The following is a 19,637-nucleotide window of genomic DNA, read 5'->3' as shown; positions in this document are numbered from 1 at the left end:
CTTGACCTCGCGGTCTTGCAGCCCTTTGTACCATCCATTGTAGCACGTGTGTAGCCCAGGTCATAAGGGGCATGATGATTTGACGTCATCCCCACCTTCCTCCGGTTTGTCACCGGCAGTCACCTTAGAGTGCCCAACTAAATGCTGGCAACTAAGATCAAGGGTTGCGCTCGTTGCGGGACTTAACCCAACATCTCACGACACGAGCTGACGACAACCATGCACCACCTGTCACTCTGTCCCCCGAAGGGGAACGCTCTATCTCTAGAGTTGTCAGAGGATGTCAAGACCTGGTAAGGTTCTTCGCGTTGCTTCGAATTAAACCACATGCTCCACCGCTTGTGCGGGCCCCCGTCAATTCCTTTGAGTTTCAGTCTTGCGACCGTACTCCCCAGGCGGAGTGCTTAATGCGTTAGCTGCAGCACTAAAGGGCGGAAACCCTCTAACACTTAGCACTCATCGTTTACGGCGTGGACTACCAGGGTATCTAATCCTGTTTGCTCCCCACGCTTTCGCGCCTCAGCGTCAGTTACAGACCAAAAAGCCGCCTTCGCCACTGGTGTTCCTCCACATCTCTACGCATTTCACCGCTACACGTGGAATTCCGCTTTTCTCTTCTGCACTCAAGTTCCCCAGTTTCCAATGACCCTCCACGGTTGAGCCGTGGGCTTTCACATCAGACTTAAGAAACCGCCTGCGCGCGCTTTACGCCCAATAATTCCGGATAACGCTTGCCACCTACGTATTACCGCGGCTGCTGGCACGTAGTTAGCCGTGGCTTTCTGGTTAGGTACCGTCAAGGTACGAGCAGTTACTCTCGTACTTGTTCTTCCCTAACAACAGAGTTTTACGACCCGAAAGCCTTCATCACTCACGCGGCGTTGCTCCGTCAGACTTTCGTCCATTGCGGAAGATTCCCTACTGCTGCCTCCCGTAGGAGTCTGGGCCGTGTCTCAGTCCCAGTGTGGCCGATCACCCTCTCAGGTCGGCTATGCATCGTTGCCTTGGTGAGCCGTTACCTCACCAACTAGCTAATGCACCGCGGGCCCATCTGTAAGTGATAGCCGAAACCATCTTTCAATCATCTCCCATGAAGGAGAAGATCCTATCCGGTATTAGCTTCGGTTTCCCGAAGTTATCCCAGTCTTACAGGCAGGTTGCCCACGTGTTACTCACCCGTCCGCCGCTAACGTCTTAGAAGCAAGCTTCTAATCAGTTCGCTCGACTTGCATGTATTAGGCACGCCGCCAGCGTTCATCCTGAGCCAGGATCAAACTCTCCGAAGAAATGTTTGACTTGCTCAATTTAAAAAATAAAAATTAACGTTGACGTTTGTCGCTTTGTTCAGTTTTCAAAGTTCAACCGCCGCTCTTAAGCGACTTTACTATCTTATCAAGTTATCAACGTAATGTCAACAACTTTTTTATTTCTTTTTGTTGTTTTCGCTTATCTGCGTTAGCAACAGATATAAATATACCAAATCGTTTTCATAAAAACAAGAGGTAAATTAAAAGTTTAAATTTTCTAATATTAATACCTAAAAAAGATGGCCGTAGCCATCTCTTTTTTTAGCGTTGACGCATATGTGGGAATAATAGTACATCACGGATTGACGGTGCATTTGTTAGTAACATAACAAGGCGGTCAATACCGATTCCTAGACCACCTGTAGGTGGCATACCGTATTCTAATGCCTCAATGAAGTCATCATCCATCTCATGTGCTTCATCGTTTCCTTGTTCTTTCTCTTTCAACTGAGCTTCAAAGCGCTCACGTTGGTCAATTGGATCATTTAGCTCTGTAAATGCGTTCGCGTGTTCACGCGCCACGATAAACAGCTCAAAACGGTCAGTAAAACGCGGATCTTCCGCATTTTTCTTAGCAAGTGGAGAGATTTCTACAGGATGTCCGTAAATGAACGTCGGTTGAATTAACTGCTCTTCTACTTTTTGTTCAAAGAATTCATTTACAATATGTCCATATTGCATATGTTCAGTGATTTCTACCCCGTGTTCTTTTGCTAAAGCACGAGCTTCTTCAACAGATGTTTCTCCCCAGAAGTCTACGCCCGTATATTGTTTAATAGCATCGACCATATGAAGTCTTGTCCATTCTGGCGTTAGGTCTACCTCTTGATCACCATACTGAATCTTTGTTGTGCCAAGTACTTCTTGCGCAATGTGTGCAATTAAGTTCTCTGTTAAAGCCATGATATCTTTGTAGTCCGCATACGCTTCGTACAATTCGATCATTGTAAATTCAGGATTGTGACGTGTAGATACACCTTCATTACGGAATACACGGCCAATTTCATATACTTTTTCTAATCCACCTACGATTAAACGTTTTAAATGAAGTTCAATCGCAATACGCATATAAAGTTCCATATCAAGAGCATTGTGGTGTGTCACAAACGGACGAGCTGCTGCTCCACCTGCGATTGAATGCATCATCGGTGTTTCAACTTCTAAGTATCCGTGATTATCTAAGTAACGGCGCATCGATTGAATAATGCGGCTTCTTGAGATAAATGTTTGTTTACTTTCTGGGTTTGTAATTAAATCTAAGTAACGTTGACGGTAGCGCTGTTCAATATCTTTTAAACCATGATATTTATCTGGAAGTGGACGAAGCGCTTTTGTTAGTAACGTGAAATCTTTTACTTTAATAGAAAGTTCGCCAACTTTTGTTTTGAATAAAACACCTTCAACCCCTACCAAGTCACCGATATCTACGCTGCTGAAGATTTCGTACTGTTCTTCGCCAATTGCATCTTTACGTACATAAAGCTGAATTTGTCCTGTTAAATCTTGAACGTGAGCGAAACCTGCTTTTCCTTTTCCACGCTTTGTCATAATACGACCAGCTAGTGACACAGGCACTTCATTTTCTTCTAACTGTTCTTTTGTTAACTCGTCATACTCACTAATTAATTGCTGTGATGTATGTGTACGTTCAAAACGTTGACCAAACGGATCAATACCCTGATCTCGTAGGTTGCTCATTTTTTCGCGACGAACGAGAAATTGATCATTTAATTCTTCATGACTCATCGTTTACTCATCTCCATCGTATAATTAAGTTTTCCGAAACAGAAAAAAGGCCAGCATGTTTACTGGCAACTACTACGTTTCTTTAAAATTATTATAGGTTCAGTCGTTTCTCTATGTCAAATCGCTTTATTCTTGCTTCGCTTCTCTTTTTCTTCGATTTCTCTAACAAGCTACCGAATAAACCAACAACCTGCGAACCCAAACCTTAAAGTTTTCACTGTGAACTCTACTTTACGCCAATATAAAAATGAATCAACTAATAAGATTCATTTTTACTTATGTAAATCATTCCTATTATTTTCGAACATATCTAGTATATCAGTTGTTTGCTCTCGAAATAATTTTACATCTTTTAAATCCGATAACCGTTTTGTGATGGTTTCAACTTTTTCTTCTGCTACAGGGAGAATAAGAGATGGAGCTAGTTCGTTCAGAGGAACCATCACAAACGCCCGTTCAAACATTCGGGGATGAGGGACGTTCAGCCTATCCGTATGAATGATTTCATTACTATAAAGTAAGATATCCAAATCAAGGGTTCTAGGTCCCCATACAATCTCTCTTTTTCGACCTGCCGCTTGTTCAATGGCTTGCAAACAATCTAAAAGTTGCTCTGACGAATACGTTGTTTGTATTTTTACTACCATGTTTAAAAAGCTTGCTTGATTCGTATACCCGACCGGGGCCGTTTCATAAACAGATGAAACAGCCACTACCTTAACCTCAGAATGTTTCATCAAGCCAGTAACTCCCGACTTCAAATGTTCCATTCGATTTTCAATATTTGATCCTAATGCAATATATGCTTCTGTTGTCATTCAACGGCTCCTTTTAATTTCAATAGCTACCGATTGATAATAACCGGGAATTGGCGGATCAGGCTTATATACCTTTACTGTACAAGCCTGCACGAGTTCGTAATTAGCAAGCAATTCAGATGCAATCGTTTCGGCCACCGTTTCAACTAACTTGAACGTGCGCTTCTCTACAACTTCCTGGCATGTTTGGTATAAATCTGCATAGCTCACCGAGTATTCTAAATTGTCCGTAGTACCAGCTTGTTTTAAATCTAGTTCTACAGTTAAATCCACGTGAAAACGCTGCCCTAATTTATTTTCTTCTGGAAATACACCATGATATCCATAGAAACGCATATCATTCACATAAATTTTATCCATCTTTAGCCTCTCCTTTCGCTTTTATACATGTAGCTCGCGTCGACTCATTAGCGACATCGTGTAAGAGCGATACTCTTTTTGCAACTGAGCTGTTAACGTATGGTCTCCGACTGAAAACTTCTTATCCTTTATACTTCGAAGAGGTACGATTTCTTGAATGGAATTTGTAACGAAAGCTTCATCACTCTCCAAAAGCTGTTCCGCCGTAAATAAACCTTCTACAACTTCTATGTTTTTCTTTTTTAAAAGCGTAAAGATAAACTGTCTCGTAATTCCATTTAAGATACCTGTTTCAAGAGACGGTGTATATACACAATCATCTTTTACAAAAAATAAATTGGACACAATACCTTCGGCTAAGAACCCTTCTTTTGTTAAAAAAATACCCTCTTTATTTAAGTCTGAACCAACTTCTCGCTTAGCCAGTACATTGTTTAAATAATGATGAGACTTCAACCTCACGGTTCCTTCGGGCGTATTTCGCTTTGTCTCAAGAATAAGCCCCTCTTTTACAAGGGGGCTCGATGGATGAGGCATTGATTTCATGTATACAATTGTAGATGGCTTGTCGTATTCTTCCACTTGCAGTCCAATTCCGCCATTTCCTGCTGAAACATTTAATCGAACATACGCATTTCTCTCATTGTTTTTCATTAACAGACTATTAATAATTGCCAACACGTCCTGTGTGGAGTAGTCCCATACAATATTTAATTCACGTAAGCTGCTACGCAGTCGATCCAGATGGTCTTCCACTAAAAATGGATGACCATCATAAACTCGTAGCGTTTCAAATAGCCCTAGACCATACATATATCCGTGATCAAACGGAGAAATAGTGGCTTCAGACGCAGGCTTTACTTCACCATTGACGTATATATACATATCATTACACTCGCTTTTTTTCGTAAGTTTCAATAAAATTCTTCAGCATTTCTTTACCGTAAGAAGTCATGATAGATTCAGGGTGGAACTGTACCCCTTCAATAGGTAATGATTTATGGCGAATCGCCATAATTTCATCTTCTGCTGTCCACGCTGAAATCTCAAAGCAATCCGGCAGTGAACTTTTTTCTACAATCAAAGAATGATATCGAGTTGCCGTGAACGGATTATCAAGACCTTTAAAGATAGTACGGCCATCATGATGCATTTCAGATGTTTTACCGTGCATTAATTTATCCGCACGAATCACATTCCCTCCAAAAGCTTGCCCAATCGACTGATGCCCTAAGCATACGCCGAATATTGGAATCTTACCTGCAAAATACTCGATGGCTTCTAAACTGATTCCCGCTTCGTTAGGACTACAAGGTCCCGGGGAGATCATCAAGAAATCTGGATTTAGCACTTCAATTTCAGAAAGTGTAATTTCATCATTTCTTTTTACAAGAAGCTCATGCCCTAGCTCACCTAAATACTGTACTAAATTAAACGTAAAAGAATCATAATTATCAATCATTAATATCATCTTTACTCACCCTCACTCAGCTCATTTTCGCTCTGCTCTTTTGCTTTCCATAGTGCAATTGCTTTTTTCAGTGATTCTTTGTATTCGTGTTTCGGATTTGAATCAATTACAACACCCGCACCAGCCTGCACATAAGCTTGGCCGTCTTGAATAATCATAGTGCGAATCGCAATATTTAATTCCATATCTCCATTAAACCCAATCCAACCAATCGATCCTGTATAAATTCCTCGCCTTACAGGTTCAAGTTCTTCAATGATTTCCATTGTACGAACTTTAGGCGCTCCAGTAATCGTTCCTCCAGGAAAAACCGCATCTACAATATCTACAAAATCTTTATTGCGCGCGAGCTTGCCTTTTACATTAGACACAATATGCATCACATGTGAATACTTTTCAATAACCATAAACTCGTCAACATGAACGGTACCATAGTCGCTTACTCTACCAAGGTCATTACGCTCCAAATCAACAAGCATCACATGCTCTGCACGCTCTTTTTCGTTATGAATAAGCTCATCCGCTAACTGTTGGTCTTCTTGATCATCCTTACCGCGAGAGCGCGTTCCCGCAATTGGTCTCGTACTGATTTCGTCACCGGCTTTTTTCACTAATAGTTCTGGTGAACAGCTCACAATGTGAAATTCTTCTGTCTGCATATAAGACATATAAGGAGACGGGTTGATTTTTCGTACCTGTTCGTAGATATGCATAGGATGAGTTTGAAGCTGTTGAGACTGTCGAACAGATAAGTTCACTTGAAACACATCGCCTTGACCGATGTACTCATGTACGCGAGTTGTGGCATCTGAAAAAGCAGCTTCAGACATTGAAACCTCACTCTTTTCGGCAACACGATGAATACGCTCATATGAGAGCCCTTCAGCACTTGCCTCCATCCAGTCCTTTTTGTATTGATCAATACGCTTATGTGCCTGCTCTTTACAATCTGCTTCATCGTTAACGATAATCCAGAGCTTTTCCTTTTCTTGATCGTATACAAATACGTCATCGAAAATAAGGAAATAAACGTCCGGCGTTTTCAATGAATCTTCAGCAAGATCAGGTATGGTTTCTACATAGCGGATATAATCATAGCTAATAAAGCCAATTGCTCCACCTTGAAAAGGAGGAAGATCTGGATTCACCTCTGCTTCAAACTTCTTCATCCAGTCTCGCATAAGATGAAGCGGATTACCTTTTTGAACAGTAGCTTGGCCATCCGTTTTGATATGAAGCTCGTTTTGTTCGCCTCGCAAAATGGCTCCAGGTTTTAATCCCATCATTTGAAACTTTCCGCCTCGACCGCTTTCAAGCAGGATATGATTCGGTTCCTCTTTTGACAACTCTTGATATTTTTTGAACCATTGGTTTTTAGAGATAGAAATAGATTCGCCCCAAGTCATTCTTTGCTGCATTTGTTCACTCTCCTAAAAATAAATCACCTGCTTTCATTTTACATGATTCTCAGATGAAAAAAAACAGCTTCATATAGAAGCTGTTCTTTTATGGTTTTTATGCTTGTGTTTGTTCCTCGAATTGGAACAATGGAGTACTTAAGTAACGCTCACCGTTACTTGGAATAATCGCTAACACTTTTTTACCTTTTCCTAGCTGTTTTGCAGCTTTTAACGCAGCATAAATCGCAGCCCCAGAAGAGATACCTACTAGTACGCCTTCTGTTTTTGCTACTTTACGTGCATATTCAAAAGCTTGGTCGTTTTGAACAGCGACAACTTCGTCATATACTTCCGTGTTAAGCGTATCCGGAACAAAGTTTGCACCGATTCCTTGAATTTTATGAGGTCCTGGTTGACCACCACTTAAGATCGGAGAATCAGCTGGCTCTACCGCATAAATTTTGATGTTTGGATACTTTTCTTTTAATACTTCGCCAGCACCTGTAATAGTACCGCCAGTACCAATACCTGCCACAAATCCATCTAGCTGATCGCCAAACTGCTCGATGATCTCTTTAGCCGTTGTTTGACGGTGCACTTCTGGGTTAGCTTCATTTTGGAACTGCTGAGGAATAAAGTAGCCGTGCTCTTTTGCAAGCTCAGTTGCTTTATTAACCGCACCTTTCATTCCTTCTGGACCTGGTGTTAACACTAACTCTGCACCGTACGCACGAAGCAGATTACGACGCTCAATACTCATCGTTTCAGGCATTGTTAAAATAGCACGGTATCCTTTTGCTGCAGCTACCATTGCTAAGCCAATTCCTGTGTTACCGCTTGTTGGTTCAATGATGGTGTCTCCAGGCTTTAATACACCTTTTGCTTCAGCATCTTCGATCATTGCTAATGCGATACGATCTTTTACGCTGCTTCCTGGGTTCATAAATTCTAATTTTAAATATACATCCGCCATATCTTCTTCAACTAGACGGTTTAGTTTTACGATTGGTGTTTGACCAATTAACTCTGTAATTGAATTTGCAATACGTGCCATATGACCACTCCTAATACCAACTAATTTTATTGATTTTGTATACAATTTATCAGATGTTTTCTAAATTGTCAATCATTTTGTCTTTCCATTTACCTATTTTTGTTATATTTTTAGATCAATATATACATAAATAGGACTTAACACTTATAAAAAAAGGCGTTCATTTATAAAATGACGCCTTTAAAGAATCTTTTATTTCATTTAAATTGCTTGTTCTTTCATTTCTTCTAGCTGCTTTTTATCAAAACGATAGGTTTCATTACAAAAATGACACTGTGCTTCAGCTTGGCCGTCTTCCTCAATCATCGATTGAATCTCTTCTTTTCCTAAGCTGATAATGGCATTAGCAATTCTTTCTTCTGAGCACTGACATTTGAACTCTACAGGCATTGTCTCTAGAAACTTTACGTTTTCTTTTCCAAGAACTTCTTCTAAGATTTCCTCAGGAGAAAGACCTTTTTGGATTAGTTTTGAAATGGGTTCAATCGTTTGTAAACGTTGTTCAATAGCTGTAATCGTTTGATCATCTGTTCCTGGCATAAGCTGAATGATAAATCCACCCGCAGCTAAGATTGTGTTATCAGGGTTAACAAGTACACCTACACCTACTGAAGATGGAACTTGCTCAGATGTCACGAAATAATACGTGAAATCCTCTCCTAATTCTCCCGATACGATAGGTACTTGTCCATTAAATTGATCACGCATCCCGATATCTTTTACAACACTCAGCGTACCATCTGTACCTACAGCACGTGCTACATCTAATTTTCCATGCTGATTTAAATCGAAGTGCGTTTGCGGGTTCGTTACATATCCACGCACTTCACCCTTGGCATTGCTGTCTACTAAGATAACACCAATTGGGCCGCGGCCTTCAATTTTAATTGTTAGCTTTTGCTCACCTTTTAGCATAGCCCCCATCATAACTCCCGCAGTCATTGAACGTCCCAATGCTGCAGAGGCTGTAGGCCATGTATAGTGACGGCGCTGCGCTTCTCCAACTGTATCCGTTGTTTTTACCGCATAAGCGCGAACTTGACTATTGTAAGCTAGTGCTTTTACTAAATAGTCGCCCATAATATACACCTCTTACTCCATATTTTTTGTATAGATTATTTGTAATCCTTTTAAAGTCAAAAATGGATCCACAATATCAATAATATCCGACTCTTTAGCAATCAATGTTGCGAGTCCTCCAGTAGCAATAACTTTAGGATTTACTGTTGCTTGCTCTTTCATTCTTGCTACAATTCCTTCTACTTGTCCAACGTATCCATATAAAATACCTGCTTGCATCGCAGATACTGTATTTTTCCCAACAATGCTATTTGGTCGCGCAATTTCAATACGCGGAAGCTTAGATGCTCTTGAATAAAGAGCTTCTGTCGAAATATTAATACCAGGGGCAATTGCACCACCCATATATTGCTTATTTTCATCAATGTAGCAATATGTGGTTGCGGTACCAAAATCAACGATAATTAAAGGGCTTCCGTACAGCTGAATTCCAGCAACAGCATTGACAATACGGTCTGCTCCCACTTCACGTGGATTTTCATATTTAATATTTAAACCCGTCTTAATTCCAGGACCAACAACAAGCGGCTTTAAATGAAAATACTTTTGACACATTCTCTCCAATGCAAACATAATAGGAGGAACAACAGAGGAAATAATAATACCATGAATATCTTTAAAAGATAAACTAACGTGCTCAAGCAAGGCTTTGATTGTCATGCCATACTCGTCTTCTGTTTTATTACGGCTTGTTTCTACACGCCAATGGTACTTTAATTCATCTCCATCGTATACACCTAATACCGTATTGGTATTTCCAACATCTAATACAAAAATCATTTCAATCACCACTTTATTTAAATTCAGTATTCACACTGAAACCATCATACCATAACTGGTAAATAGACGTGTATATTCTAGATAAAATAGGAATATAATGACACAATTCTCTAGTGGATATCCTACTTATCCACTATATATATGAAAAACTTTTTGCCAAACCTAACTTCTACCAAATAAAAAAGATCAGTGGAGATTGTCTCCACTGATCTTTTTTGATCTTATGCTTTTGGCTCTTCATCGTCTGTCTTTGTTTGGATGTTTACTTTAACATCTTCATCTGTTACGTGACTAGAACGGTCTGGAAGAGTTCCATGATCTACTAAGTGGTTGATCTGCTCAGCGTCTAACGTTTCTACTTCTAACAATGTTTGAGCTACAAGCTCTAACTTGTCACGGTTTTCCGTTAAGATCTGCTTCGCACGCTCATAGCTTTCTTTAATGAAACGTTGGATTTCATTATCAATTTCATGAGCAATCGCATCACTGTAGTTTTGTTCACTGTGTAAATCACGACCTAAGAATACTTGGCCTTGTTGTGATTGACCGAATTGCATTGGTCCTAACTTTTCACTCATACCGTATTCTGTTACCATTTTACGAGCGATGCTTGTTGCACGCTGGAAGTCATTGTGAGCACCTGTACTCACTTCGCCGAAAATAATTTCCTCAGCTACGCGACCACCAAGCAATCCAACAATTTTATCCAGCAGCTCTGGCTTCGTCATAAAGTAGCGATCTTCTTTTGGTAACATAACAGCATATCCACCAGCTTGCCCACGTGGAACAATGGTTACTTTATGTACCATATCAGCTTCGTCTAATACGACACCGATAATTGTATGTCCTGCTTCATGATAAGCAACAATATTGCGTTCTTTTTTAGAAATAACTCGACTTTTCTTAGCTGGACCTGCAATTACGCGGTCTGTTGCTTCGTCAATATCGACCATTTCAATTTTCTTTTTGTCCTGTCTAGCAGCTACTAAGGCAGCTTCGTTTAACAAGTTTTCTAAATCTGCACCTGAGAAACCTGGCGTACGCATAGCAATTGCTTTTAAGTTTACTGATTCATCTAAAGGCTTATTGCGAGCATGTACTTTAAGCACTGCTTCACGGCCGTTTACATCTGGACGATCTACCGTAATTTGACGGTCGAAGCGGCCTGGACGTAATAACGCTGGATCTAAAATATCCGGGCGGTTTGTTGCTGCAATAATAATGATACCTTCGTTAGCACCAAAACCATCCATCTCAACAAGCAACTGGTTCAATGTTTGTTCACGCTCATCGTGTCCACCACCAAGACCTGCGCCACGTTGACGACCTACAGCATCGATTTCATCAATAAAGATAATACATGGAGCATTCTTCTTCGCATTTTCGAATAAATCACGAACACGAGAAGCACCGACCCCAACAAACATTTCAACAAAGTCCGAACCACTGATAGAGAAGAAAGGAACGCCTGCTTCACCAGCAACAGCTCTTGCTAATAATGTTTTACCAGTACCAGGAGGTCCCACAAGTAAGACACCCTTCGGAATTCTTGCACCTAGCTCTGCGAATTTACGAGGATCTTTTAAGAACTCAACAACTTCCACAAGTTCTTGCTTTTCTTCGTCTGCACCAGCTACGTCTTTAAATTTAACCTTTTTCTTTTCTTCGCTGTAAAGCTTAGCCTTACTCTTACCGAAGTTCATAACACGACTTCCGCCGCCCTGAGCTTGGTTCAGTAAGAAGAAGAATAGGATGAAAATAATAACAAACGGAATGATTGACGTAAAGAACGTTACCCAGCCGCTTGTTTCATCAGCAGGTTTAAAATCAACTTCTACTTGATTATTTTCTGAAGCAGCGTCAATACGATCAAGTGCTTTGTCACCATCTACGATGTAAGTTTGGAACGTTTGATCCTTTTTATAAGAATCTAACTTTCCTTGCACAACATACACGCCTCTTTCAGGCTTCATAGAGAGTGATTTCACATCACCTTTGTCTAAGTGTTGAACAAATGTATCGTATCTCATTGGTTCTGCTTTTTGATTAGAGCCACTAAAGAAGCTTACCACGCCAATAATGACTAAAAATATAAGTAAATAAAAGATGGTATTACGGAAGATCCGATTCATTTCTTACCTCCTCCCACGATAAACAAATACTGTATTCAATACTAACATAGAACATTTATCCTATCCAATAAATTGCACTTGGATATGTGCTTCTTAATTGCTGTATACTTGCGGTTTAAGAACCCCAATATACGGCAGGTTACGATATTTTTCTTGATAATCCAATCCATACCCTACTACGAACGCATCAGGTACTTCAAATCCAACGTAATCTGCTTTAATAGCTGCTTTACGACCTGTTGGTTTGTCTAAGAGTGTGACAATCTTAATTGACTTAGCTTTACGGTACTTGAATAACTCTACAAGATAGCTAAGTGTTAAGCCGCTGTCGATAATATCCTCTAAGATAAGAATGTCTCGACCTTCAACTGATGTATCTAAATCTTTTAGGATTTTTACTTCACCAGAAGAAACCATCGCATTGCCATAACTTGATACATCCATAAAATCCATTTCTAAATATGTATCAACACGCTTAATTAGATCAGACATAAAAGGCATAGCGCCTTTTAGTACACCGATTACCAAAGGAAAACGGTCAGCGTATTCCTCAGATAATAGCTTACCCAATTCTTTTACTTTCTGTTGTATTTCTTCTTCTGAAATCAAAATTTCTTGAATATCCTGCTTCATTCCTTACTTGCCTCCTAGAAGTTTTCGCTACTTATAGTATAAAATAACATATCTGGACTTATGTGTATGCAGTTCATAAGCAGATTTTTTCAAACCAGGTAGCCACAAAATAGTTCCTTGGCTATCTTCCACTACCGGCCAATGATCTCTGAAGTGTAAAGGGATTTTTTCATCGATAAAAATATCCTTTACTTTTTTATGTCCCTTCATGCCCTTTACTCGCATTTTATCGCCATTTTTTCGTGTCCTTACCTTTAATGATTGTAAATCGTGAGCTTCATCTAAAAGAAAAACATCGTTTCCTTTTATATCTTCGACTTTATTATGTATTTCACAAATAAGCTGGTGACCATTTGGAAGCTCAACGACCCCTGGAATCGGAACAATAAATTCATATGGCTCGATGTTCCCCTCATTAAAGGTGAAAAGACAGTCGTTGTAAGATCGGATAATGCGTAAACCATTTGGAAAGTCAAGCGTCCCAGACGGTTTTTCACTTTCACAAAATCCTACTAACGTGTCAACATGCGCTGAGGAAAGGGTTGGAGGAATTTCTTTATAGAGATAGTTTAATATTAGTTGAATACCACGCCTTTGTAAAGGCTTGCGTATCCTTAGAAAACAATCTCTATCAATGAGAATTTCATTTTGCAATTTCTTTCTCATTACTTTATTCATCACATCGGTCGTTAATTCCTCTAAGTATGCTTGATCTTCATGCAAGTTCTCGCTAAATTGTTGAAATTTTTCATGTACAGCGACGTTTTCTTGCTTTAAAAATGGCAAAACGTAATGACGAAACCGATTTCTCGTGTACGAGTCTTTCTCATTACTCGGATCAATTCGAGGTGTAAGCCCATGTAGCTTACAGTAGCGATTGATTTCTTCTTTCGTTACGGCTAGGAAAGGCCTAATAATAAATCCATGCCCATATGGCCGCTTGGGCTGCATCCCTGCGTATCCATTCATCGTACTACCTCGAACCATTCGCATTAACATCGTTTCAATCTGATCATCTCCGTGATGTCCTAATGCAAGAAGGTTTGCTTTGTGCTTCTTCATAACATGAGTAAAAAATGCATAGCGGCATTCTCTGGCAGCTACTTGAGAAGATAGCTTTCTTTCCTTCTGATAGGCAGTAACATCAATCTGCTTCGCCTCACATTTAATATTCAATTGTTTGCAGTAGTTCTGCACATATTCCATGTCTTGCTGTGACTCTTGGCCCCGGAACATATGATCAACATGAGCAGCAATAATCGTAAGAGATTTTTGCTCTTTCAGACTCCATAAGAAATGCAGCAGCGCTAAAGAATCAGGACCACCAGAAATACCTACAACCACCGTAGAGCCTGCGGATAATAACTGATGTTTTGTCATAAAATTGTTCACTTGCTTTTCCATAGGAATGACTCATCCTTATAATGTACACGCAATAATGTATCATTAATTTACTTTATACGAATGACTATAAGGAAAGTTTCACAATTTCTCCAAACTTTATAGCACTTGAATAAATAGATACAAAATATAAATCAACATTACAGACGTACAAAGTAGTAGCGTCTCTAACACGTGAGAACGCTTCTTCTTTACTTTAACACGAGGGGCAGACGGTTGACGAACGTTTTGAGGCTTTGTTCCTCTACTTTTTGCCCCTCTTCTTTTTTCGACCGATAACACCTCTGTTTTCATTTCTTTAGCTGACTTATACTTTCCCGTAACCGCTTGATACAAAACGTCTCCGAAAGGCTCCAACTGCTTTGTTGTTAATATAAATTGTTTTAATTGTTCAGCCGGTTTGTCTGTTTTATTAATTCGCTTGCCATAAGCCGCGTGAATCAAAACCATAGATACGGCAAACAAATCATAGGTCGGTTCTGCTTTTCGGGAGCCAAGCCCCCAGTGCGCTCGATCATAAAAGTCGGTAAATTCTTTTATTGACCGCCCTTGCAGAGTTGTTCCTCCCACGTCGATCCATCGAACTTTTACAGGGTTAGATGTTACGACCAGGTTTTCGGGTTTTAAATCGCCAAATACCCACCCTTCTTCATGAAGGTTTTCTAAGTCTGTTAAGAGCTGACTTGCAAACACTTGCAACCATTCTGTCCCTCTTGTTGAGATAAAAGAAAGGAGAGGCTGCCCTTTCACATACTCCATTACATAGAAAGAAAGAGCGTGAGAACCATAGCTCCAATCATCTACATCAAGTAAACGCGGTCCTAGCACTTTGTCTTTGACTTGAGACAACTTTTTTAATACATTCACTTCTGCTGTAACGGACATGTTGGAAAAGCTTATTTTTAACGCCGCTAGCGTTCCGTTTACTAATTGGACTAAGTAGACAACTCCAGTTGCTCCCACGCCTAATTTCTCAAGAATTTTATAATGGACGTGATGCCATTTCCCTTGAATTTCTGTTCCCGGAGATAGGTTACATACCTGATTCTTCAATGTATTGTTCATTATTTTTTAACAACCCTCTCAATGAGCGCTTTTTGGTGAAATAATGAGTAGCCTCTTTGATAGCCGGTCCAGTAGGCGTAATACCTCCTGCTGTTAGTTTTGGGAAAATCGTTGAAAGCGACTCTAATCTTGGATTCCATTCCATTAGCTTCTCTACATCTTTCTTTTTCCCAGGAAATAAAAAGATTGAAAATTGATTGTGCCCCATGCGAGCATTCAAGCTTAACGATAAATCTAACAGCGACTCCTTTACAGTAGGGAGCTTATTTTTCATACTTCCGCTCATGTCAACTAAAATAAGAATCTCTAAGTCAACCGTTTCCCCAAGTTCATCAACCACTTCCATGATTTCTCCACGCTTCTCAGGAGATAACTCTTCTAATCTTGAATTAGAGGAACCTAGAATTTGCTGAAGTTCTTTATTTACAACGCCTTGAAGTGTTTGCGTCATTGCCTGCCTTGTAACCATTTGAACAGTTTGAGACAGCTGTTTTACGTAAACAATTTGACTCACGCCACCGCCTGACATGGCAATGCCTTCTATTTCATTCGTGCTTTGCTCATCAATTGTATCCTCTTCCATCACACCAATAACGTTTACACTAATTCCTTGTTCTTTAGCTAGTGCAGCCATTGCTACCGGATCTTCACCTGTATTCGAACCACCGTCCGTAATGACCAACATCTGTTTCAATGTACCTTTTTTCATAAAAAAATCCCCTCCTCATTATCAGTATTAACATGATAGACGAGGAGGAGATAAAATATACTTCTATCTAACTATTGTGCTTTTTTACGATAAGCGTAAGAAGGAATCGATGACCATTTCGGGGTATTGTGCTGAAGTTTTGCCACAACTACCGTCATATCATCTTCAATTAAACCTGATTTTGTTCGAATAACTTCTTCCATAATTAAGTCTGCAATTTCTTGTGGATCGTTTGTTTGAAGCTCGCCAATTTTTCGCTTCATCCACATTTCGTAGTTCTCAACGTGTTTCGGTCCTTCAAATACACCGTCACTCATCATAATTAACAAGTCTTCCGCCTTCATTTGTTCATTCACAACATCCACTTCAAATTCTTCAATAATGCCCATTGGCAAATTGCTTGCCTGTATTTTAATAACCTTATCTCCGCGTTTGATGAAGCTTGGCGTAGAACCGATTTTCAAGAAGTTTACATTGGCATCTTGTAAATCAATCATCGCTAAATCTAAGGTCGAAAAGATCTCATCGTTTGTACGCAGGGATAAAATAGAGTTAATCGATTTGATTGCAATTGTCTCTTCTATTCCTGTTTGTAAAATTTGTTTTAACAGCTGAAGCGTTTCGCTGCTTTCATAGTGGGCACGCTCTCCATTTCCCATGCCATCACTAATAGCTAGTGCATATTTACCGGCGTTTAGCTCAATCATGGAATAGCTGTCACCGGATACAAACCCTCCGCCTTTAGCAGCATGTGCTACGCCTGTATCAACAACGTATGCTTTTGTACAGCCAAACGAAACGTGGCAATAGCCTTGAGGATATTTAGCACATTCTTCGTTCTTTACTACAATACTTTCACCTAAAATATCCGTAAGCATTGGCGCAATAATTTTCTCGCATTCTCCTCTTCCGTGACAATATGGCACCCACATTTCAATATCTACATTTCCAGGTTCTAAGCTATAAATTTCAATTTGATTGATTTCCATCCCAAAGTTACGAAGAGCTTCTAAAATCTGTTCTTCTTGTACATTTAAATTTTCGCGCTCTCGCTTAATTTCTTTTGCAAAATTCCCCATAACTTCAGAGACACCGTGAAGCTGTTCTGCTACAATCCTTCTACTTTCTTGAATTTGTGCTTTTAAGTGCTGATTGGCTTTAAAATACGTAAGTTCATGCTCAATCACATCGATGACTTTTTTCGATTTCACGCAATGTTTGTCCATTTCTCGAATTAGCCTTGGATTTTGTTCAAGAGTGCCATTATCAACTTCAAGCATAATTTCCTTCATATATTCATAGGTTGTATCAAACTGCTGTGCCCAGCATTGTTCTTTTTTAAAACAAAATTGGCACGTCCTTTCGGTAACGCTGCTTAAGAAATAATCAACTTCTTTATCAGCGCTTGGCTTTTCATCGTAAAATCCATTTTGCGTAAAGCTTTTGGAAAGTGCTTGAAAAACATTTGAAAACTGTTCTACGCGATTTGCTGTTACATCTCGGATCTTACGCACGTACTGCTGTTGTTCAAGCATATTTTCAGATGTCCCTGGTACTAGTTTACTTAAGTTTTTCAAAACAAAAGATGGGGTTAATAAAAATAGGACAACGGCCGTCAGTGATTCATACAAATTAGTCGTCAATCCTTGATCTGCCTGAGCATATAGGCCAATTAGCAATGAACCAACAACCAGCCCTAGAGCTGCCCCTAGCTTTTTACCGTCTTTTAAAAGTCCTCCAAGCAAGCCAGAAAAAGCGAGTAAACTCATTTCGTACAAACTAGAAACATTCGCGAAACTTAAAATTAAACCGGTTACGACCCCGACCGTAGCTCCTATCGTAGGGCCAGATACAAACGCAAAAACTAGTACTAAGTAACGAGATAATATATGTTCAGCCGAAAGGCCGTAAATCATCCACCCTATTGTCCCTGTCATAACAGATGCCAACAAAATAATAAGAGAAATCACTTCTTCTGTTTTTAATGATTGTTTTCGCTTTCGATATGAAATTAAAGGCACGCTTTGTAGGAAAATCATTGTTAAGATAAAGCTCAACCCTGCTTCTACTGCCACAAATGTAAAATCATACATGGTGAATTCCTTGGTAAACACATAAAAAATAGTTAGTTTTGTAAGTAACATCGCGCTAAATACAGTGAACGGCAGTTTCTTTAACGGATCCATTGTCAGTATGCCGCTAAATCGATGAATTAGTAAGAAAACAAATAGTGTAGCAAATACGGTACCTCCATTTTGAATGGAAACACTAAATGCCCCTGCCAATACGGCTAAACTTGCTAACGGTGCTTTTTCTTTCTTTATAGCCATTACGGCTGCAAAGAATGGCAAAGCAAATGGCATGATTTTCATTAAAATTAACGCTCGTCCTAATAAGAAACCTACGACTAGCAGCAATAATCCCCATTGAAATAACACCTTTTCCGTTTTCATACCCGCCTTTGTAAATACACGGGACATTTCTAATCTAGTTCGGTTAAATACCGCCTCTGTTGTTGGACTTGCAAAATCTCTTTCCGTCTTTTGCATTCTCCCACCACCCGCTAATTATACTTATTCGTTATTATATCGCGGCGAAAGGTGAAATTTTGTCAAACGGACTAGCAAAATACCTATAATCGTTCGACTATTTTCTAGTATTATATTGAAAACTATACAAAAAGATGTACAATCTTACATGGAGATTTAAAAAATATGAGAGATACTGTTCGCCCCAGAGAAAGCCTATGCTCATCATTCTTTTTTAAAAGCAAATAAAAGTCTATAAAAATAACAAAAAAGTTATTGACAATAACCCTGCTTTTTTATATTATTATAAATGTCTTTTAGAGAACGTATAATGGCGGTGTAGCTCAGCTGGCTAGAGCGTACGGTTCATACCCGTGAGGTCGGGGGTTCGATCCCCTCCGCCGCTACTCGAATAACGGCCCGTTGGTCAAGCGGTTAAGACACCGCCCTTTCACGGCGGTAACACGGGTTCGAATCCCGTACGGGTCATCAAAAAGCATGTACAACAAGTACATGCTTTTTTTCTACTCTTTTTTACATATAAAAAAAGCACCTTTTAGATAAAAGGTACTTTCCAAAAACTCGCTATCTATTTGATATAAGCAGCAAGTTAACCGCGTTTTGCACCGCGTCCACCGCGTTTTGATTCGGTATGGCGTTTTAGGGAAGATAAACGTTCTTCACTGTCTTTTAAGAAACGATTCATTTTTTGTTCGAATGTTTCTTTTGTACGGAAATCATTACCGCCACCACGATTGTTATTACGTTGTGGGCGTGAATCACGTGGACGGTCTGAGCGTGGCGCTCTTGCAGGACGCTCTGGTCTTTCTGGACGTTCTGGTTTGTCTACCGCTTTCTTAATTGAAAGACCAATTTTACCATCTTTCTCAACGTTAATTACTTTGACTTCAACTTCGTCGCCCACTTTTAAATGGTCGTTAATGTCCTTTACGTAATTATCAGCTACTTCACTGATATGAACCAAGCCTGTTGAACCTCCTGGTAACTCAACAAAAGCTCCAAAGTTCGTAATACCTGTTACCTTTCCCTGTAACTTGCTGCCTACTTCGATTGACATAAAAAAAATGCTCCTCCTTAAATGATAAAAGAAATCAATTTATTATATTATACAAAAAGCAAAAATACACTGTCA

The 19,637-nt window shown here is 39.7% G+C and carries 16 protein-coding genes, 2 tRNA genes and 1 rRNA gene (1 of these 19 running past the window's edge); 2 read left to right on the top strand and 17 right to left on the bottom strand.

All coding sequences use genetic code 11. The annotated features are described in order from the left end of the window. The 16 genes from NST66_RS26235 to spoIIE all read right to left on the bottom strand — a co-directional run. Positions 1-1,286, bottom strand: a 16S ribosomal RNA gene (locus tag NST66_RS26235) (it extends 266 nt beyond the left edge of the window). 282 nt (positions 1,287-1,568) lie between these two features. Further along, complete coding sequence (gene lysS, locus NST66_RS26230) at positions 1,569-3,053, bottom strand: lysine--tRNA ligase (RefSeq protein WP_013054894.1); 1,485 nt, start codon at positions 3,051-3,053, stop codon at positions 1,569-1,571. Between the two features lie 272 nt (positions 3,054-3,325). Then, positions 3,326-3,871, bottom strand: coding sequence for a 2-amino-4-hydroxy-6-hydroxymethyldihydropteridine diphosphokinase (gene folK, locus NST66_RS26225; RefSeq protein WP_033580815.1), 546 nt, complete (start codon positions 3,869-3,871; stop codon positions 3,326-3,328). Further along, positions 3,872-4,231, bottom strand: coding sequence for a dihydroneopterin aldolase (gene folB, locus NST66_RS26220; RefSeq protein ID WP_028412654.1), 360 nt, complete (start codon positions 4,229-4,231; stop codon positions 3,872-3,874). A 21-nt stretch (positions 4,232-4,252) separates the two neighbouring features. Further along, positions 4,253-5,116 carry an aminodeoxychorismate lyase gene (gene pabC, locus NST66_RS26215; RefSeq protein ID WP_033580816.1) on the bottom strand — a complete coding sequence of 288 codons (864 nt, stop codon included), beginning with the start codon at positions 5,114-5,116 and terminating at the stop codon, positions 4,253-4,255. Positions 5,117-5,120: 4 nt separating this feature from the next. Beyond that, the gene (gene pabA / locus NST66_RS26210; protein WP_013054890.1) at positions 5,121-5,702 is read right to left on the bottom strand and encodes an aminodeoxychorismate/anthranilate synthase component II; all 582 of its coding nucleotides are present in this window, start codon (positions 5,700-5,702) and stop codon (positions 5,121-5,123) included. A gap of 2 nt (positions 5,703-5,704) precedes the next feature. After that, positions 5,705-7,120 carry an aminodeoxychorismate synthase component I gene (gene pabB / locus NST66_RS26205; RefSeq protein ID WP_340843746.1) on the bottom strand — a complete coding sequence of 472 codons (1,416 nt, stop codon included), beginning with the start codon at positions 7,118-7,120 and terminating at the stop codon, positions 5,705-5,707. Between the two features lie 97 nt (positions 7,121-7,217). Then, positions 7,218-8,156, bottom strand: a complete 939-nt coding sequence (gene cysK / locus NST66_RS26200) for a cysteine synthase A (RefSeq protein ID WP_013054888.1) — start codon at positions 8,154-8,156, stop codon at positions 7,218-7,220. A gap of 201 nt (positions 8,157-8,357) precedes the next feature. Then, positions 8,358-9,236, bottom strand: a complete 879-nt coding sequence (hslO, locus tag NST66_RS26195; RefSeq protein WP_028412650.1) for an Hsp33 family molecular chaperone HslO — start codon at positions 9,234-9,236, stop codon at positions 8,358-8,360. A 12-nt stretch (positions 9,237-9,248) separates the two neighbouring features. Continuing rightward, entirely contained in the window at positions 9,249-10,016 is a 768-nt protein-coding gene (locus tag NST66_RS26190) for a type III pantothenate kinase (protein WP_013054886.1), read from the bottom strand. 221 nt (positions 10,017-10,237) lie between these two features. Next, the gene (gene ftsH / locus NST66_RS26185; RefSeq protein ID WP_013054885.1) at positions 10,238-12,148 is read right to left on the bottom strand and encodes an ATP-dependent zinc metalloprotease FtsH; all 1,911 of its coding nucleotides are present in this window, start codon (positions 12,146-12,148) and stop codon (positions 10,238-10,240) included. Between the two features lie 93 nt (positions 12,149-12,241). Beyond that, a complete protein-coding gene (hpt, locus tag NST66_RS26180) occupies positions 12,242-12,781 on the bottom strand; it encodes a hypoxanthine phosphoribosyltransferase (RefSeq protein ID WP_028412649.1) in 540 nt (179 codons plus the stop codon). Positions 12,782-12,808: 27 nt separating this feature from the next. Next, on the bottom strand, positions 12,809-14,185 hold the full coding sequence (tilS, locus tag NST66_RS26175) for a tRNA lysidine(34) synthetase TilS (protein ID WP_028412648.1): 1,377 nt from the start codon (positions 14,183-14,185) through the stop codon (positions 12,809-12,811). A gap of 96 nt (positions 14,186-14,281) precedes the next feature. Further along, entirely contained in the window at positions 14,282-15,247 is a 966-nt protein-coding gene (locus NST66_RS26170; protein WP_034263697.1) for a protein kinase domain-containing protein, read from the bottom strand. Continuing rightward, positions 15,216-15,956, bottom strand: coding sequence for a VWA domain-containing protein (locus NST66_RS26165; protein WP_340843745.1), 741 nt, complete (start codon positions 15,954-15,956; stop codon positions 15,216-15,218). Before NST66_RS26165 ends, NST66_RS26170 begins: the two co-directional genes overlap by 32 nt. A 71-nt stretch (positions 15,957-16,027) precedes the next feature. Next, on the bottom strand, positions 16,028-18,505 hold the full coding sequence (gene spoIIE / locus NST66_RS26160; RefSeq protein ID WP_013054880.1) for a stage II sporulation protein E: 2,478 nt from the start codon (positions 18,503-18,505) through the stop codon (positions 16,028-16,030). Between the two features lie 312 nt (positions 18,506-18,817). On the opposite strand from spoIIE, the gene NST66_RS26155 reads away from it, so the two are divergent. Both NST66_RS26155 and NST66_RS26150 read left to right on the top strand, forming a co-directional pair. Next, positions 18,818-18,891: transfer RNA gene (locus tag NST66_RS26155), tRNA-Met, on the top strand. Positions 18,892-18,901: 10 nt separating this feature from the next. After that, positions 18,902-18,973 (top strand) — tRNA-Glu (locus NST66_RS26150). Positions 18,974-19,094: 121 nt separating this feature from the next. Here NST66_RS26150 and NST66_RS26145 read toward each other — a convergent pair. Next, positions 19,095-19,562 (bottom strand): S1 domain-containing RNA-binding protein, encoded by a 468-nt coding sequence (locus NST66_RS26145; RefSeq protein ID WP_013054879.1) that lies wholly within the window; start codon positions 19,560-19,562, stop codon positions 19,095-19,097. Positions 19,563-19,637 lie beyond the last annotated feature (75 nt).

It is taken from the genome of Priestia sp. FSL W8-0524 (assembly GCF_038005965.1).
GTDB classification, from domain to species: Bacteria; Bacillota; Bacilli; order Bacillales; family Bacillaceae_H; genus Priestia; species Priestia zanthoxyli.
The sequence above is the reverse complement of the archived record's forward strand: the minus strand, read 5'-3'. Positions and strand labels throughout refer to the sequence as shown.